Annotated in this window: 13 protein-coding genes; 6 read left to right on the forward strand and 7 right to left on the reverse strand. The window is 44.8% G+C overall.

The window, feature by feature from the left end; all coding sequences use genetic code 11:
* Positions 1-336 precede the first annotated feature (336 nt).
* The 5 genes from IM479_RS16565 to rpmH all read right to left on the reverse strand — a co-directional run bounded on the left by IM479_RS16565 (position 337) and on the right by rpmH (position 2975).
* Positions 337-831, reverse strand: coding sequence for a Jag family protein (locus IM479_RS16565; RefSeq protein WP_287684831.1), 495 nt, complete (start codon positions 829-831; stop codon positions 337-339).
* Entirely contained in the window at positions 831-1979 is a 1149-nt protein-coding gene (yidC, locus tag IM479_RS16570) for a membrane protein insertase YidC (protein WP_287078584.1), read from the reverse strand. The genes IM479_RS16565 and yidC overlap by 1 nt, the downstream gene beginning before the upstream one ends.
* A gap of 84 nt (positions 1980-2063) precedes the next feature.
* Complete coding sequence (locus tag IM479_RS16575; RefSeq protein WP_002797763.1) at positions 2064-2459, reverse strand: PH domain-containing protein; 396 nt, start codon at positions 2457-2459, stop codon at positions 2064-2066.
* Positions 2449-2811 carry a ribonuclease P protein component gene (gene rnpA, locus IM479_RS16580; RefSeq protein ID WP_287684832.1) on the reverse strand — a complete coding sequence of 121 codons (363 nt, stop codon included), beginning with the start codon at positions 2809-2811 and terminating at the stop codon, positions 2449-2451. Before rnpA ends, IM479_RS16575 begins: the two co-directional genes overlap by 11 nt.
* A gap of 26 nt (positions 2812-2837) precedes the next feature.
* Complete coding sequence (gene rpmH, locus IM479_RS16585) at positions 2838-2975, reverse strand: 50S ribosomal protein L34 (protein WP_002739276.1); 138 nt, start codon at positions 2973-2975, stop codon at positions 2838-2840.
* Between the two features lie 90 nt (positions 2976-3065).
* On the opposite strand from rpmH, the gene IM479_RS16590 reads away from it, so the two are divergent.
* Positions 3066-5030 carry an amylo-alpha-1,6-glucosidase gene (locus tag IM479_RS16590; RefSeq protein ID WP_287684833.1) on the forward strand — a complete coding sequence of 655 codons (1965 nt, stop codon included), beginning with the start codon at positions 3066-3068 and terminating at the stop codon, positions 5028-5030.
* A 93-nt stretch (positions 5031-5123) separates the two neighbouring features.
* Positions 5124-5783, forward strand: a complete 660-nt coding sequence (locus IM479_RS16595; RefSeq protein ID WP_287684835.1) for an HAD-IA family hydrolase — start codon at positions 5124-5126, stop codon at positions 5781-5783.
* 218 nt (positions 5784-6001) lie between these two features.
* On the opposite strand, the gene grpE is transcribed toward IM479_RS16595, so the two are convergent.
* Entirely contained in the window at positions 6002-6724 is a 723-nt protein-coding gene (gene grpE / locus IM479_RS16600; RefSeq protein WP_287684837.1) for a nucleotide exchange factor GrpE, read from the reverse strand.
* Positions 6725-6964: 240 nt separating this feature from the next.
* Between grpE and IM479_RS16605 the strand changes: the two genes are divergently transcribed.
* The 4 genes from IM479_RS16605 to IM479_RS16620 all read left to right on the forward strand — a co-directional run bounded on the left by IM479_RS16605 (position 6965) and on the right by IM479_RS16620 (position 12232).
* Complete coding sequence (locus IM479_RS16605) at positions 6965-8980, forward strand: GspE/PulE family protein (protein ID WP_287684839.1); 2016 nt, start codon at positions 6965-6967, stop codon at positions 8978-8980.
* Positions 8981-9132: 152 nt separating this feature from the next.
* Positions 9133-10233, forward strand: coding sequence for a type IV pilus twitching motility protein PilT (locus IM479_RS16610; protein ID WP_287684841.1), 1101 nt, complete (start codon positions 9133-9135; stop codon positions 10231-10233).
* A gap of 180 nt (positions 10234-10413) precedes the next feature.
* Positions 10414-11628, forward strand: coding sequence for a type II secretion system F family protein (locus tag IM479_RS16615; RefSeq protein WP_287684842.1), 1215 nt, complete (start codon positions 10414-10416; stop codon positions 11626-11628).
* A gap of 67 nt (positions 11629-11695) precedes the next feature.
* Positions 11696-12232, forward strand: coding sequence for a hypothetical protein (locus IM479_RS16620; RefSeq protein ID WP_287684844.1), 537 nt, complete (start codon positions 11696-11698; stop codon positions 12230-12232).
* 42 nt (positions 12233-12274) lie between these two features.
* On the opposite strand, the gene IM479_RS16625 is transcribed toward IM479_RS16620, so the two are convergent.
* Positions 12275-14845, reverse strand: coding sequence for a TIGR03960 family B12-binding radical SAM protein (locus tag IM479_RS16625; protein WP_287684845.1), 2571 nt, complete (start codon positions 14843-14845; stop codon positions 12275-12277).
* Positions 14846-15156: the final 311 nt, after the last annotated feature.

Raw genomic sequence — 15156 nt, forward strand, 5'->3', positions numbered from 1 at the left:
TGCGATACATTGGTACTAAGGAGAGAAGATGCAAGGGTTTTGAGTAATTTTAGCAGATTCAGGGGCACCTGAGCGACTCTCAATCTAGCTAAAAGCCTTTTCCTGTAAGGTTTTTAGCTTTATTCAGCAAACCCTAACTATAACTAGGGTTTGCGGCAAAAAGTTTTTCGTGGGAAGTGGGAAGTGGGGACAAGGGAGCGGGTTTTTAAAGTTGGATGGGGAGTTAATCGCACTATTAAAAACATCAATCGATGACAAAAATTTGGCTGGCAGAGCTTTTAGAGCAAAAACAGGCGAAAAAACGCAAGAGGGCAGGTTTTACCCCACCCTTTGATCTTATTTTAAACGAATCACTAACCGGCGATCAGGTTCCACGCCGCGACTTTCCGTGGTTAAATCGTTTTCTTCCTGAAAAAACGCATGAATTTGGCGACGTTCCGCCGAAGATAGGGCTTTTAATTCTATTTCCTGCCCTGTTTGCCGCACTTGCGTCGCCGCTTGATTCACCCAGTCGAAAAGTTCTGCCTGTCTTTGTTGACGATAGCCATTGATTTCGACAATATAGAACTGATGTTCTGCCGCCTCGACACCAATATTCAGAATCGTATTAGCTAGGGATTGAATCGCATCTAGTCCCTCACCCCTGTTAGCGAGGAGAAGTTCCACTTGTTGGGGACTCAATTGACTGCTATCAATAATTAACCAACAGGAGGAAGGTCCAGTTCCCAATTCCTGCACACCAATCTGGACATCTGCGGACATGGCCATCAACTTTAGCAGTTTTTCCAGCCATTGTTTAGCTTTCTCGCTATTTTGCTCCCATATACTCATTACGATGTTTTTTCCTTTTTCTTGCTAGAACGTTTTTCAAAGGGGAGAGCATCGCGGGATTTTTCCGTTTTTTCCTGTTGCGCTACCAATTTTTGCAGGTTTTCCGGTAAAGGTTCCCGCATCAAAATCACCGTTTGAATAGTTTGGAAGATGTTCGCGGTTAAGATATACATCAATACCCCCGCCGGTAAGGGGAAAAACAGGAACATCATACTAAAAATTATCGGGGTGATTTTATTCACCGTTTGCTGTTGTTGAGCTGCCCCCCCCGAAGGCGCGCCGGCACCGGATAACTCTTGGTTAACATAGATACTAATGCCGAAAGCGATCACCATCGCCAAAATATCCCAGTGAATTTCACCATTCGCACCGGTTGCCCCAATTCTTCCCAGGGCCTCAATAAAGAGAAAACCCGTATTAGCGGCAATCCCCGGCACGATAACTTTAATACTGGCATCTCCGGGGGCTAAAGCGACGATGGAACCGTCTTCATTAACTTGCAGCAGTTCTTGCCCTTTAAGCACCTCGTAGGTGGGTTTTAGGTTATTTTCGGGTACTTCCGTGGCTAATTGGCTTAAAGACTTGCCCTGGTCGTTTTGGAGGTCGATTTTTACCTGTTCTCCCGGGGCGATTTTATTGCCTTGGGGTAAAAAAGCGGTGATGGGATAGTGGAGAGATTCGTCAATATAGACGTTTTGGGGTTTGGTGGCATAGGGTTGCCGCTGCACGAGGGCGATTTGTTCCCTTGGCAGCACTTGTAAATCGACGGTATAGTTAATGTCCGAGAAGGGGGAACCCCGCAGAGTGGCAAATAAAGCCAAAAGAATCGGCATTTGTAATAACAGGGGTAAACAACCCGCTAGGGGATTGCCCAACTCCTGCATTAATTTGCCCATTTCCTCCTGTTGTTTTTGGGGGTCATTTTTGTAGCGTTGTTGAATTTCTGCCTGTCTTTCCTTCATTAAGGGTTGAGTGATGCGCATTTTTCTCATATTGCGAATCTGGCCGGCGCTGAGGGGAAAGACGGCAAATCTGACCACCAGCGTTAAAGCAATGATGGCGAAACCGTAACTATGCACAATCCGAAAGAAAAAATCTAGGATTGGCAACATGATATTTGTGGAAATAAATCCGACTCCAAAATCCATGGGTTTAATCTATGCCTTCTCGTTTAGTAGGGGTTCACTTTGACAAATCTAATTTATCGAATCTCGGCGATCGATTATTTTGTTTTATTGACTGATGATCGATTCTAGGGGACGACCGGTTTTATCGGCGACTCTTTCGGCAATATAGTCATGAATTTCGCGGAATTTCGGCATCGAGCGCATTTCTAAACGACTTCTATCCTTGAGAGTTACGACAATATCCCCCCAAAGACCAATTCCTCTCGGCATTTTCGCCACTTTTGCCACTTCTGAATAGATAATATCTGTGCGATCGCGTCCCATCCAACCCCCAGTGATCGAAATCCGCCGATCGGTTATCTTATATCTTAACCAGATTGCCCGCACCACTGCCCCAACGGTCAAAGGTAAACAAATCACCGTAAATCCTAGCAGGATATTGATGATTAGGTCGCCGATGTGCGGACCCCCTTCATAAAAAGTTTCTTCTTTAATGCCCATGAATTATATTGGCCTTCACTAACAACTGCTTTAATTCTCGCAAAAAATGTTCATAATTGCACTCGATCGCCTCGGGACGGATAATGATTATCCCTCGCCATCCTGTCGCTATTTCTGGCAATAACTGCCGAATTACCGCTCGCATTTGCCGTTTTAGTCGATTACGAACCACCGCTTTTTTACTAACTTTCTTGCTAATCGAGATGCCAAAACGACTGGGAAGAGGCTTATCCTGGCCAGAATCCTCTAAACTAATTAAGGTTAAGTGGGAACCGTGATAACGCCTCCCTTTTCCATAGACAGCTTGAAAATCCTGTCGATGTTTTAAGCGATGAACTTGGGGTAGTCCCACGAAAATTAGTCGGTTCCCAGAATAACCTAAACACTTAAACGATAGCGCCCTCTTTTCCGACGAGCTTTAATCACTTTACGTCCGTTGACGCTACGCATTCTCGCTCTAAATCCGGAAGTGCGCTTCTGTTTGCGCGTGGTTCCTTCTAAAGTACGTTTACTCACTGCCGATTTTCCTCCTTAAGATAGAGTTAGTCTATAGATATAAAGACACAATTTTTTATTATAACAAAATTACTAGGAATTTGGAAGCTCATGGTCAAGCTCCGTTTCGGTCGGGATATCTGTAATTGTCTTCCGGTGGCTGAAAAGCGCGAATGGTTAGTCACTAATGGTATCGGTGGTTTTGCTGCGGGAACCGTGGCCGGATTGCTAACTCGCTGTTATCATGGCCTCTTGATCGCTGCTTTGGCTCCACCGACGAAAAGAACGCTTCTTGTGACTAAAATCGATGAATCGGTACAATATAACCAGAAAATTTATCATCTGGCCAGCAATCGTTGGTTAGGTGCTACGATCGAACCACAAGGCTATATCAATATCGAAAGTTTTCATCTGGAAGGGACAATTCCCGTCTGGACTTTTATCTGTGGGGATGCCTTACTAGAAAAGCGTATCTGGATGGAAGCGGGAGAAAATACCACCTATACTCGCTATACCTACCTTCGCGGCAATTCTCCTTTAACCCTGAATCTCACTGCTTTTGTCAATTATCGTGATTTTCACGGCAATACCCAGAGTTTTAACTGGCAAATGGCTATTAGTCCCCTGGAAAAAGGAGTAAGAGTGATTGCCTATGACTATGCTGTACCTTTTTATCTATTAATCAGTCAAGGGGAGGTTTTTCCCGCTAATATCTGGTATTATCGCTTTGATTTGGCCGTGGAACGTTATCGTGGTTTAATCGATCGGGAAAATCATCTCCATGCTGCTAGTTTTTCGGCTACTCTTAAAGTGGGAGAATCGGTGACAATTGCCGCTAGTACCCGTCCCGATCCGAATTTAGACGGTCAATCTTCTCTAGAGTCTCGCTATCGCTACGAGAATAGTCTGATTAATCCCCAGCAGCCGGAATGGATTCAACAACTTACCCTCGCTGCCGACCAGTTTATCGTTAGTCGTCCTCTCCCCGATCAACCGGAGGGCAAAACGATGATCGCGGGTTATCCTTGGTTTGGTGATTGGGGTCGCGATACGATGATCTCCCTAAGAGGATTAACTTTGACTACAGGCAGAACTGCGATCGCCCGTCAGATTTTACTAACTTTTTCCCGTTATCTAGACCGGGGTTTATTGCCCAATTTACTGCCCGATGGCGGAGAAACGCCCGAATATAACGCCGTCGATGCTATTCTTTGGTATTTTGAAGCCATTCGTTCCTATTTTAACCAAAGCCAAGATTTTGAGTTTCTCAAAACTATTTATCCCGCTTTAACGGAAGTGATCGCTTGGTTTCGTCGCGGCACTCGCTACAATATTCACCTAGATGACGATGGTTTGATCTATGCTGGGGAAGCGGGAGTACAGTTAACTTGGATGGATGCCAAAGTTGATGATCTGGTGATTACTCCCCGCATCGGCAAACCCGTAGAAATTAATGCTCTTTGGTTCAATGCCCTCAAAATAATGGTTCAATTTGCCCATTATTTGGGCATGGATGCCACTGATTACGAAAAAATGAAAAAAATAACCTTAAAAGGTTTCTCTCGCTTCTGGGACGATTCTCTGGGGTATTGTTACGATGTTTTGGATACGGACAAGGGTAATGATGCCAGTTTACGACCGAATCAACTTTTTGCCGTGTCTTTGTCGGTGGAGGAGTTATTAAATTCCCCACAGAAAAAGGCTATTGTCGATATTTGTGCTTTAAAATTGTTGACTTCTCGCGGTTTGCGATCGCTAGATGCCGATCATCCTGATTACCGTGGCGTTTACAGTGGCGATCGCTTAAAAAGAGATAGTGCCTACCATCAGGGGACAGTCTGGGGATGGTTATTAGGGGCATTTATCGAGGCCCATCTGAAAGTCTATCGCGATCCCATTCTAGCTGAGAGTTTTTTAACACCGATGATCGACCATCTTCGGGATAGCTGTATCGGTAATTTAAGTGAAATTTTCGATGGCAATGCCCCTTTTACCCCTAGGGGTGCTTTTGCCCAAGCATGGACAGTGGCAGAGGTATTAAGGGTTTGGCAAGTGATCCGAGAATTTCGGCCATAATCCTTTAAAATGAGCAATTGTTTAGGTGTGTTAGGCCACCTAAAGGGCCGACCCTAAAAACCTGAGAACGAACCATTCATAGACAAAACTCTCATGCAGAAACCGCAAGTTATTTTTCTCGATGCTGTGGGTACTCTTTTTGGAGTAAAAGGCAGTGTCGGAGCAATTTATAGCCAAATAGCGGCGGATTTTGGGGTAGAGGTGGCGGCCGAGAGTCTAGAACAATCTTTCTTGGCTATTTTCCCCACTTCTCCCCCTCTCGCTTTTCCTAACGTTGAACCTGCACAAATTCCTGAGTTAGAGTATCAGTGGTGGCGATCGTTGACTGGGGCAGTTTTTAATAATTTAGGTTATCTGGCACGATTTCCCGATTTTGAGGCTTTTTTTGGCCAACTTTATCGTCATTTTGCCACGGCCGGGCCCTGGGTGCTGTACGAGGATGTCATTCCCGCTTTAAGACTCTGGCAGCTTCAGGGGATCGAGTTGGGCATTATTTCTAATTTTGATAGTCGTATCTACCAAGTTTTGGCCGAATTAGGCTTAGAATATTTTTTTCGATCGATCACGATTTCTTCCCATGCGGGAGTCGCTAAACCCGATCCGGAAATTTTTCAAATCGCCCTGCAAAAACATGATTGTTCCCCCGCACAAGCTTGGCATATTGGCGATAGTAAAAAAGAGGATTACCAAGGAGCAAAAACCTTGGGTATAGAAGCGTTTTTAATTAAAAGATCAATAGGGTTGGCTGAATAAATCTAAAAACCTTGTTGGATAATATCTTTGGCTCTTATGGGTAAAATCCTACACCCCACACCCCAAACGCCACACCCTGGCCCCACGAAAAACTTTTTGCCGCAAACCCTAGGTCAAGAGAGAAAAGGTCTTTCAGTGGGAATAGGGGATAGGGAGGGAATACAGACCCTACCAGCTAAATACCTAACCCTCGAAACGGTTTAATCCCGATCGGGATTTTAGGCCGATTCCTGCGATGGAATGGAAGTAGATTCTGACTGATCGGCGTTAGGATCCGCCGCTTTGGGGGCGGCCACTTTTACCAAAGCATGACGCAAAACATCTTCTCCGAGAGTGTATCCTCGCACTAACTGCTCGACCACCGTGCCTTCGGGATGTTCATCGGTGTACTCCCGCATCATCGCTTCGTGGTAGGTGGGATCAAAGGGTTGACCTTCCGGACGCATAGGGGAAACGCCCAAACGCTTGAGACTTTCTACTAAGGTTTTATAGACTCCTTGGTAACTCTTGTGAATACCCATCTCGCCATCATTAGCCGGTTTAATTTGAGTACGTGCGCGCTCAAAATTATCCACCACACCAAGAATTTCCATCAGGGTTTTGCCCTTGATTTTTGTTTCCAGTTCCTCTTTTTCCTTGGCTGTGCGTTTGCGAAAATTGTCGAAATCGGCCGCTAGAGTGATATAGCGTTTCTTGTAGGCATCAACCTGTTGGGTTTGTTCCTCTAAATCCTGTTTGAGATTGTCGATTTCCTCTTGTAGAGCATCGATATTCATTCCGCCTAGAAGGGAAAATTCCTCGCTAGAGGCTGCCTGGTTCGTCACCGTTTTGGCTTCATCGGTGACACTGGCTTCCGATTCGGTTGTAAGGGATTCAGGGGAATTAGGAAAGGATTCTTGGTTTTCGTCGAAAATTGCTGAGTTATTCGGTTCTGCACTCATAGTATACAATTTTAGTGGGTAATTTGGCAATATATGACCATTCACTGCTAATTTTGGTCTTTAAGTACCAGCTAATAATCAAGGTTTAACCTTTAATGTAACATTTTGTGGACAAGATGCGTAACTGGATATAAGCGACCCCGATAGATAATCGGTGATCTAGAAAAATTTTTGCTAGAATGCAATTTTCTCAGTAAAATTGGGAACATTTAAGGGTAGTGGAGAGGTTAAGAATCGTCTATGACATTTTCTTCCAAGAAAACCCGTGCCGTTGCCCTACGCAATTACTTTTCCCCCTTTGGTAACAAGTTGGTGCAGTCGGGATATATCGGTGCCGACCAGATGCAACAGGCCCTAGTGGAAACACGGAAATCGGGACGATCGCTAGTAGAAATATTACAACAACTAACCGGGCACCCTTTGCCCCTGGATTTACAGCGACAGTATAAGAAAAACCAGTTATTTGAACTAAAAATTCTCTACGGAGTCCAATCGCTCGACCCCGAATTAACCGATGTGGATGGACTGGAAATAGCCCGATTGATCGATTCTTTGATTCCGATCGATCTTTGTCGTCGCTATCGTCTCATCCCCCTGCGAAAGATCGAAGGGGAGCCGGCTGCGATTTTGATAGCCATGGTCGATCCCGACAACCTCGAGGCTTCCGACGATATTAATCGTATCCTCCGCCCCAGGGATTTAGGTTTACAGCGTTTGGTGATTACCAGCGAAGATTATGAAAGATTACTGGAAAAATTCCACTCGGCTCAATCGGAACTAGAACTGGAAAAAAGCCGACTGCAAAAAGAAAAAGAACTGGAAAAACTCTCGGATCTCACCGATATTGTCGGCAATATTGATGTGGCCTCCGGGGGTGCTAACGATGAAGTGGCCGATGATCTCGGAGAAGGGGAAGCTAATCAAGCTCCCGTCATCAACCTGGTCAATAAAATTCTAGCTAAAGCCCTACGGGAAGGGAGTTCCGATATTCACATCGAACCCCAAGAAGAATTCCTGAAAATTCGCTTTCGCAAAGATGGAGTTCTTCATCAAGCTTTTGATCCACTGCCGAAAAAAATTACCCCGGCGGTAACTGCCCGTTTTAAAATCATGGCCGATCTCGATATCGCCGAACGTCGTCTTCCCCAAGATGGTAAAATTCGGCGGATGTATCAAGGGCGGAAAGTGGATTTTCGGGTTAATACCCTGCCGAGTCGCTACGGGGAAAAAGTCTGTTTACGGATTCTCGACAACTCGGCTACCCAGTTGGGTTTAGATAAACTAATCACCGACCAAAAGACCCTGCAAATCGTCCGAGACATGGCTAGTCGTCCCTTTGGTCTGTTGCTGGTGACAGGACCGACTGGTTCAGGGAAATCCACCAGTTTATACTCGGTGTTAGCGGAAAGAAATCACCCTGGAGTTAATATTAGTACCGCCGAAGACCCGATCGAGTATTCTCTACCAGGCATCACCCAGGTGCAGGTAATTCGGGAGAAAGGCATGGATTTCGCCTCGATTCTGCGGGCATTCATGCGACAAGACCCGGATATTATTCTGGTGGGAGAAACTAGGGACAAGGAAACGGCTAAAACAGCGATCGAGGCGGCCTTAACTGGTCACTTGGTCCTAACTACCCTACACACCAACGATGCCGCAGGTGCGATCGCTCGTCTCGATGAGATGGGGGTTGAACCGTTTATGATTTCTGGTTCTCTCTTGGGAGTCTTGGCCCAGCGTCTCATGCGGCGCGTCTGTACCGAGTGTCGAGTCACCTATCACCCCACCCAAGAGGAATTAGCCCGTTTTGGTCTTTCCGCCGCCAATGAACGGGAAGTGACCTTTTATAAGGCTAATACCCTAACCCTAGAGGAAATTCAACAGGCGCGAAAACAGGGTAATCTTTGTCCCAAATGTGGTGGCAGCGGTTATAAAGGTCGCGTCGGGGTCTATGAGGTAATGCAAAATAGTGAACGACTACAGCAGTTAATTAACCAAGGGGCAACCACTGACCGCATTAAGGAGACGGCCGTCGATGAGGGCATGGTGACACTCCTAGCCTATAGTTTAAATCTGGTGCGCGAGGGTTACACCACCCTGGAAGAAGTGGAACGGGTGACATTTACCGATTCTGGTCTGGAAGCGGAACTAAAAGCCAAACGGAAAAGCGGTTTAATCTGTCGTGGTTGTCGCGCCGAACTACAACCAGAATGGCTCGATTGTCCCTATTGTATGACACCGCGATTTAGTGACTAAGACAGTTTTTCAGTTATCAGTTATGAGATTTGAGTTTTAAGTAAGGAGTATTAAGTGAGTAGTTTTAAATAGCACTTTCCTAATGTCTTTTCACTGTTCACTGGTTACTGGTTACTGTTCACTGATTTTACCTTATAGATGGGGTTTAACTTATGGAATTAATGATCGAAGATTTAATGGAACAATTGGTCGAGATGGGCGGTTCCGATATGCACATTCAGTCTGGGGCGCCGGTCTATTTTCGCATTAGTGGCAAACTGTCCCCGATTAATGAAGAATCTTTAACCCCGCAAGATTGTCAGAAATTGATTTTTAGTATGCTCAATAATACCCAAAGAAAAGAGTTAGAGCAGAATTGGGAATTAGACTGTTCTTATGGGGTGAAAGGATTAGCAAGATTTAGGGTCAATGTTTATAAAGAAAGGGGAGCTTATGCAGCTTGTTTACGGGCTTTGTCTTCTAAAATTCCTAACTTTGAACAATTAAATTTACCTAGAGTAGTACGGGAGTTATCGGAAAGACCGAGGGGATTAATTCTCGTAACTGGTCAAACAGGTTCAGGTAAAACTACCACTTTAGCGGCAATTTTAGACTTAATTAATCGGACTAGAGCTGAACATATTTTAACTGTAGAAGACCCAATTGAATACGTTTTTCCTAATGTAAAAAGTCTGTTTCACCAACGACAAAAAGGAGAAGATACCAAGAGTTTTGCTAACGCTTTAAGAGCATCTTTACGGGAAGATCCTGATATTATCCTTGTGGGAGAAATGCGGGATTTAGAAACAATTAGTTTGGCAATCACAGCGGCAGAAACCGGTCACTTAGTCTTCGGAACCCTACACACTAGCTCGGCAGCGGGAACAGTGGATCGGATTATTGACGTTTTTCCTGCTAACCAACAGGCACAAATTCGCGCCATGTTATCCAATTCTTTACTAGCAGTTTTTAGTCAAAACCTAGTCAAGAAAAAAAATCCTAAACCGGGGGAATTTGGTCGGGCAATGGTACAGGAAATCATGGTGGTAACTCCAGCGATCGCTAACCTAATTCGGGAAGGAAAAGCCCCCCAAGTCTATTCAGCAATTCAAACGGGAATGAAGTTAGGAATGCAAACCATGGAACAGGGATTAGCTAATTTAGTTGTTAGGGGTGTTGTCTCTTTGGAAGAGGCCATTTCTAAAAGCGGTAAACCCGATGAATTACAGCGTCTTATCGCCGGGGCCAGCACTAACGCTAAAGCCCGGATTTAATCACAAATAGTAACCTTTAAGCGTTCGTCAGCCCCTATCAGTTATCAGTGAACAGTAACCAGTAATCAGTGAAAAGAAAGTACCGAAGTTTTCACTTAACACTATCTACCCACTTAAAACTCCAATCTGATAACTGATAACTGATAACTGATAACTGATAACTGATAACTGATTTGTCCTATGCCTAATTTTGTCGCACAAGTTAAAAACGGCTCTGGAAAAGTTTTCCAAGAGAAAGTTGAGGCCATGTCTCCCGAACAGGCCCGGACGATGCTGAGGGCAAAATATGCCGCCGTCGGTAAGGTCAAAAAAGTGGGGGGAGAGATCGATCTTTCCGGTTTAAAGTTGATGTTTGCCAGCATTTCCATCAAAGATAAAGCGGTTTTTTCCCGTCAATTTTCGGTAATGATTAATGCTGGTGTGGCGATTGTGAGATGTTTGGGAGTTTTGGGGGATCAATGCGGTAATCCCAAGATGAAAAAAGCCCTACAAGCGATTAGCGCTGAGGTACAGCAAGGGAGTCCGTTATCGGAAGCGATGGCCAAACATCCCGAATGTTTTGATGAACTTTATGTCAGTATGGTCGAAGCTGGAGAGACGGGGGGGGTACTCGATGAAGTGCTGAACCGTCTCTCGAAACTTTTGGAAGATATGGCCCGCTTGAAAAACCAGATTAAATCAGCGATGACCTATCCGGTAGCGGTGGGAATTTTGGCGGTAATTGTGTTTTTCGGGATGACAATTTTTTTAATTCCCGTGTTTGCGAAAATTTTCACCGATTTAAACGTGCCACTACCAGCTTTAACGCAATTTATGCTCTTTTTAAGTGGTGTGATGCGTAGTTGGTTGATTTTAATTCCGATTGTCACCATTCCTGCCACGGTTTTTTTACTGCGTCGCTATTACAAAACCCCGATGGGTCGTCTGCAAATTGACCGGTTTTTCCTTAAAATGCCTCTTTTTGGTGATTTGAATGAAAAGTCGGCTGTGGCTAGATTTTGCCGGGTTTTTGGGACTCTGACCCGTTCTGGTGTCCCGATTTTAAGTTCCCTCGACATCGTTTCTAATACGGTGGGTAATCAGGTAATTGCCAATGCGATTTCCGGTGCCAAGGCGGAAATTCAGCAGGGGGGAATGATGAGTTTGGCCCTACAAAAAGCCAATGTTTTCCCACCTTTGGCAATTCAAATGATTAGTATTGGGGAGGAAACGGGAGAATTAGATGCCATGATGATGAAAGTAGCGGATTTCTACGAAGATGAGGTGGAACAGGCCGTTAAAGCTTTAACCAGTATCATTGAACCCTTGATGATGGTTGGTGTTGCGGGGATGGTGGGAACTATTCTTTTGTCTATGTACCTACCCATGTTTAAAATCTTCGACGCGTTGGGATAAGTTGATCAGTAGCTTGAAATCAGCAAGATTTTAATTTTCATCTCCTTTTATTTGATTGGGTGAATCTGTGTCTTACGAAACTTTATTAGCGGAATATAGCTGTCGTCAGGGGGCGACCGAATTATTGCGACAATATCGCCCTTATTTAGAGTTAATTCCTAGTCTGCGTCGTCCTGAAGAGAGTTTAATTACTATTCCCTTGCCCTTGGTCAGAATTCGTCCATCTTCTGCCCTTGAATCTAGAAAGACGGTACAATTAGCCTGTGATTTGGCTATTCTGATGTGTGATCCGGAATGGAAAATTAAATTAGGTTCAGAAATCCTGATTTTTATCCATCGTCCGGGGGAAGATTTTTCTGATTTGTTGAAACGCTGGCGCGAAACACAAATATGTTTAGATAAAGAATATGAATGGTTAATGCCCCCCAGAGAACAACATATGTTTAGTGAAGGTGCAGAAACAATTCATCCTTTATTTGTGGTTTTTGATCAAACACCTGAGAGGATTAAAAAAGGCTTAAAAGGGTCTTTTTTACCGATGGTTGTTCAAAGTTATCGGCCGGCTTTGATTGATGATTCCTTAGAATTAGTCGATCAAGATTAGTTGACTCTCTGGGGTTAGTATAAAGGGAACACTTTACGATGGTTAAGCCCCTAAAATCAAGCGCTGACGATGAAAATTAAGCAGCGAAATTTCCTGTCCAGAAACCCTTTCTAACATCTCGACGATATGATCGGGCTGCAGTAAAGTGCCATCATTGCGACAACTGCCCACATAGCACAAAACGGCTTCCTTGTCAACAGTTTTTAACTCTAATTCATATAATTGTTCTCGCAGATTAATTGTGACTTTTTTGCCGGATTTGGTGGTTTTTTCCCGTTCCATCACCGTTGCTTGCTTAATTGCCTCGATCCAATTTTGCCATTGTTGGCAGTCAATTCCCTCACTATTAAAAGTGAGCAAATACTCGGCTTTTTCTAACAAACGGGTGGCAGCGGGGGCATTTAAGGGAATTTCTTCCACCTGATAAACTGGTAAATCTGCGGGTAATTGTGCGCTTAATTGCTGTTTAAACCTCTCTAAATCCATCACTTTTGTCAATTCAAAATCGACAATCTCACCGCTACTGGTTGCTCCCAAGGATAAGGCATTGGCGATCGAAATGCGCGGACCAGGGTGAAATCCACCGGTAAAGGAAATGGGAATAGCAGCGCGACGGACGACGCGATCAAATAAACGCACGAGATCCAAGTGGCTAACTAGGGCCATTTCGCCAATTTTGCCAAACCAAACCCGAATTCTTTGAGCGCGTTCTTGATTGGGTTGAAAATGTCCGGCAAAAGCGGGAATCGGAGGCGCTTCAATGACGATATTATGGCCAAAATCGAGGCTACAAACGCCACAATGGGAACAACCTTCAAAAGAACAATCGGGGACTGTTGCCGCGTCTAGGGCGCGTTTTAAGTCCTCCTGGAGCCATTTTTTATCGATACCGGTATCCAGATGATCCCAAGGCAAAGGACGCTCTAAAATATCTTTGTCTGCATCGGCAAAAATATGCCATTCTCCCTGTTCTATCTGACGATATTTCCAAGTTAAACCGGATTCTTCGATCGCCTGTGACCATGCTTGATAGGCTTTTTCCGTATTATCCCACCAAGCATCCATCCCGGCTCCCAATTGCCAAGCGCGCAGCACCACTTTACCTAAACTTCTGTCACCGCGACCGATAAAATCTTCCATAGCCGAGATGCGGACATCGGTATAATTGACTTTTACCCCTCTCATGCCTTGGAATTCCTGTCTTAATAACTCCTGTTTGCGGATAAATTCGGTCGTCGAGACGGAATGCCACTGGAAGGGGGTATGGGGTTTGGGGGTAAAATTAGAGATAGTTAGGGTAAAATCGAGGGGTTTCCGCTTCGGTAAACGACATTCCCGACGCAACCAACGCAGGGTTTCCGCGATACCAATCACATCGACATCGGTTTCTCCTGGCAACCCAATCATAAAATAGAGTTTGACCTTATCCCAACCCTGTTCGACAGCAGTTTTTATCCCTCTGAGTAATTCTTCGTTGGTTAACCCTTTGTTAATCACATCGCGCATTCGTTGGGTTCCCGCTTCCGGTGCAAAGGTTAAACCTGATTGACGATTGCCCCCAATTATGTTAGCAATATTTTCGTCAAAGCGATCGACTCTTTGACTGGGTAACGATAGAGAGATATTCTCATTCTGGAGACGGTTTTTAATCTCCATACCCACAGCAGGTAACGCTAGATAATCGGAGCAACTGAGAGATAATAAGGAAAATTCGTTATATCCCGTCGCTCGCATTCCTTTTTCAATCGATTCGATTACTGCTTCCGGTTGCACATCCCGCGCAGGACGGGTTAACATCCCCGGTTGACAGAAACGACATCCCCTAGTGCAACCGCGACGAATTTCCACCACCAGGCGATCGTGAACCGTTTCCACGAAGGGAACTAAACCGATAGAATAGGCTGGGATAGGAGTGGCTACCCGGCGTAAAATTCTTTTCGGTACATCGTCACGATTGGGGATAACTGCACCCACTGGGGTGACATGGTAGAAACGCGGGACATATACCCCCGGAATTTGGGCTAAATCTAGTAATAGTTCTTCTTTGCTTAGATTAGCTAGTTTACCTTCTTCTAAAATTAAACCGATTTCTGGCAATAATTCTTCGCCATCACCAAGGACGATAAAATCAAAAAAGTCGGCATAGGGTTCGGGGTTAGAGGTGGCAGTTTGTCCCCCAGCAAAAATTAGCGGATAGTTACCTGAGTCTCTTTCTCTCCAAGTTAAGGGAATTGCCGCTAAGTCGAGCATTTCTAAAATATTGGTAGCTCCTAGCTCGTAACTGAGACTAAAACCCAGAATATCAAAATCTGTGAGGAAGCGACGGGATTCTAGGGCAAATAAGGGGGTTTTTGTCTGTTTGAGTTTTTGGGCTAAATCCGCTGCGGGTAAATAAGTGCGATCACAGAGTTGGCGGGGTTGTGCATTGAGGATATTGTAGAGGATAATATGGCCGAGGTTAGATGCCCCCACTTCGTACACTTCCGGATAGGTTAGCACCCAACGAACCACAGCACTTGTCCATTCTTTATGTTTAGCACCTAACTCGTTGCCCAAATAACGCGCTGGTCGAAAAATGTCGGGGGTGAGTAGTTGGTCTAAAGCAATAGTCACGGCAATCTACCTCAGATATCGTCAGCAATGGGTGCTTTTCTACTATAGCAGCCAGAACCGAGTCAGTTATCAGTTTTCAGTAATCAGTTTTCAGTTCACTGATTACTGTTTACTGTTTACTGTTCACTGAAAATACACCCCACTTCCCCGTCTCCCTAAAATTCCAGAGGTTATCTTAAATGTCGGGTGAAGACCCTCAGTTTCACTGACGGGATGAAACCCGACCAATATAGAACAGCGAAGCACCACTAAATCCTTGACAGTTTTGTGCTGGATATGTTAGTATAAAGAAAGTTGTTTGAGGTCGATAA

Source organism: Microcystis sp. M165S2, from assembly GCF_020245885.1.
Classification (GTDB): domain Bacteria; phylum Cyanobacteriota; class Cyanobacteriia; order Cyanobacteriales; family Microcystaceae; genus Microcystis.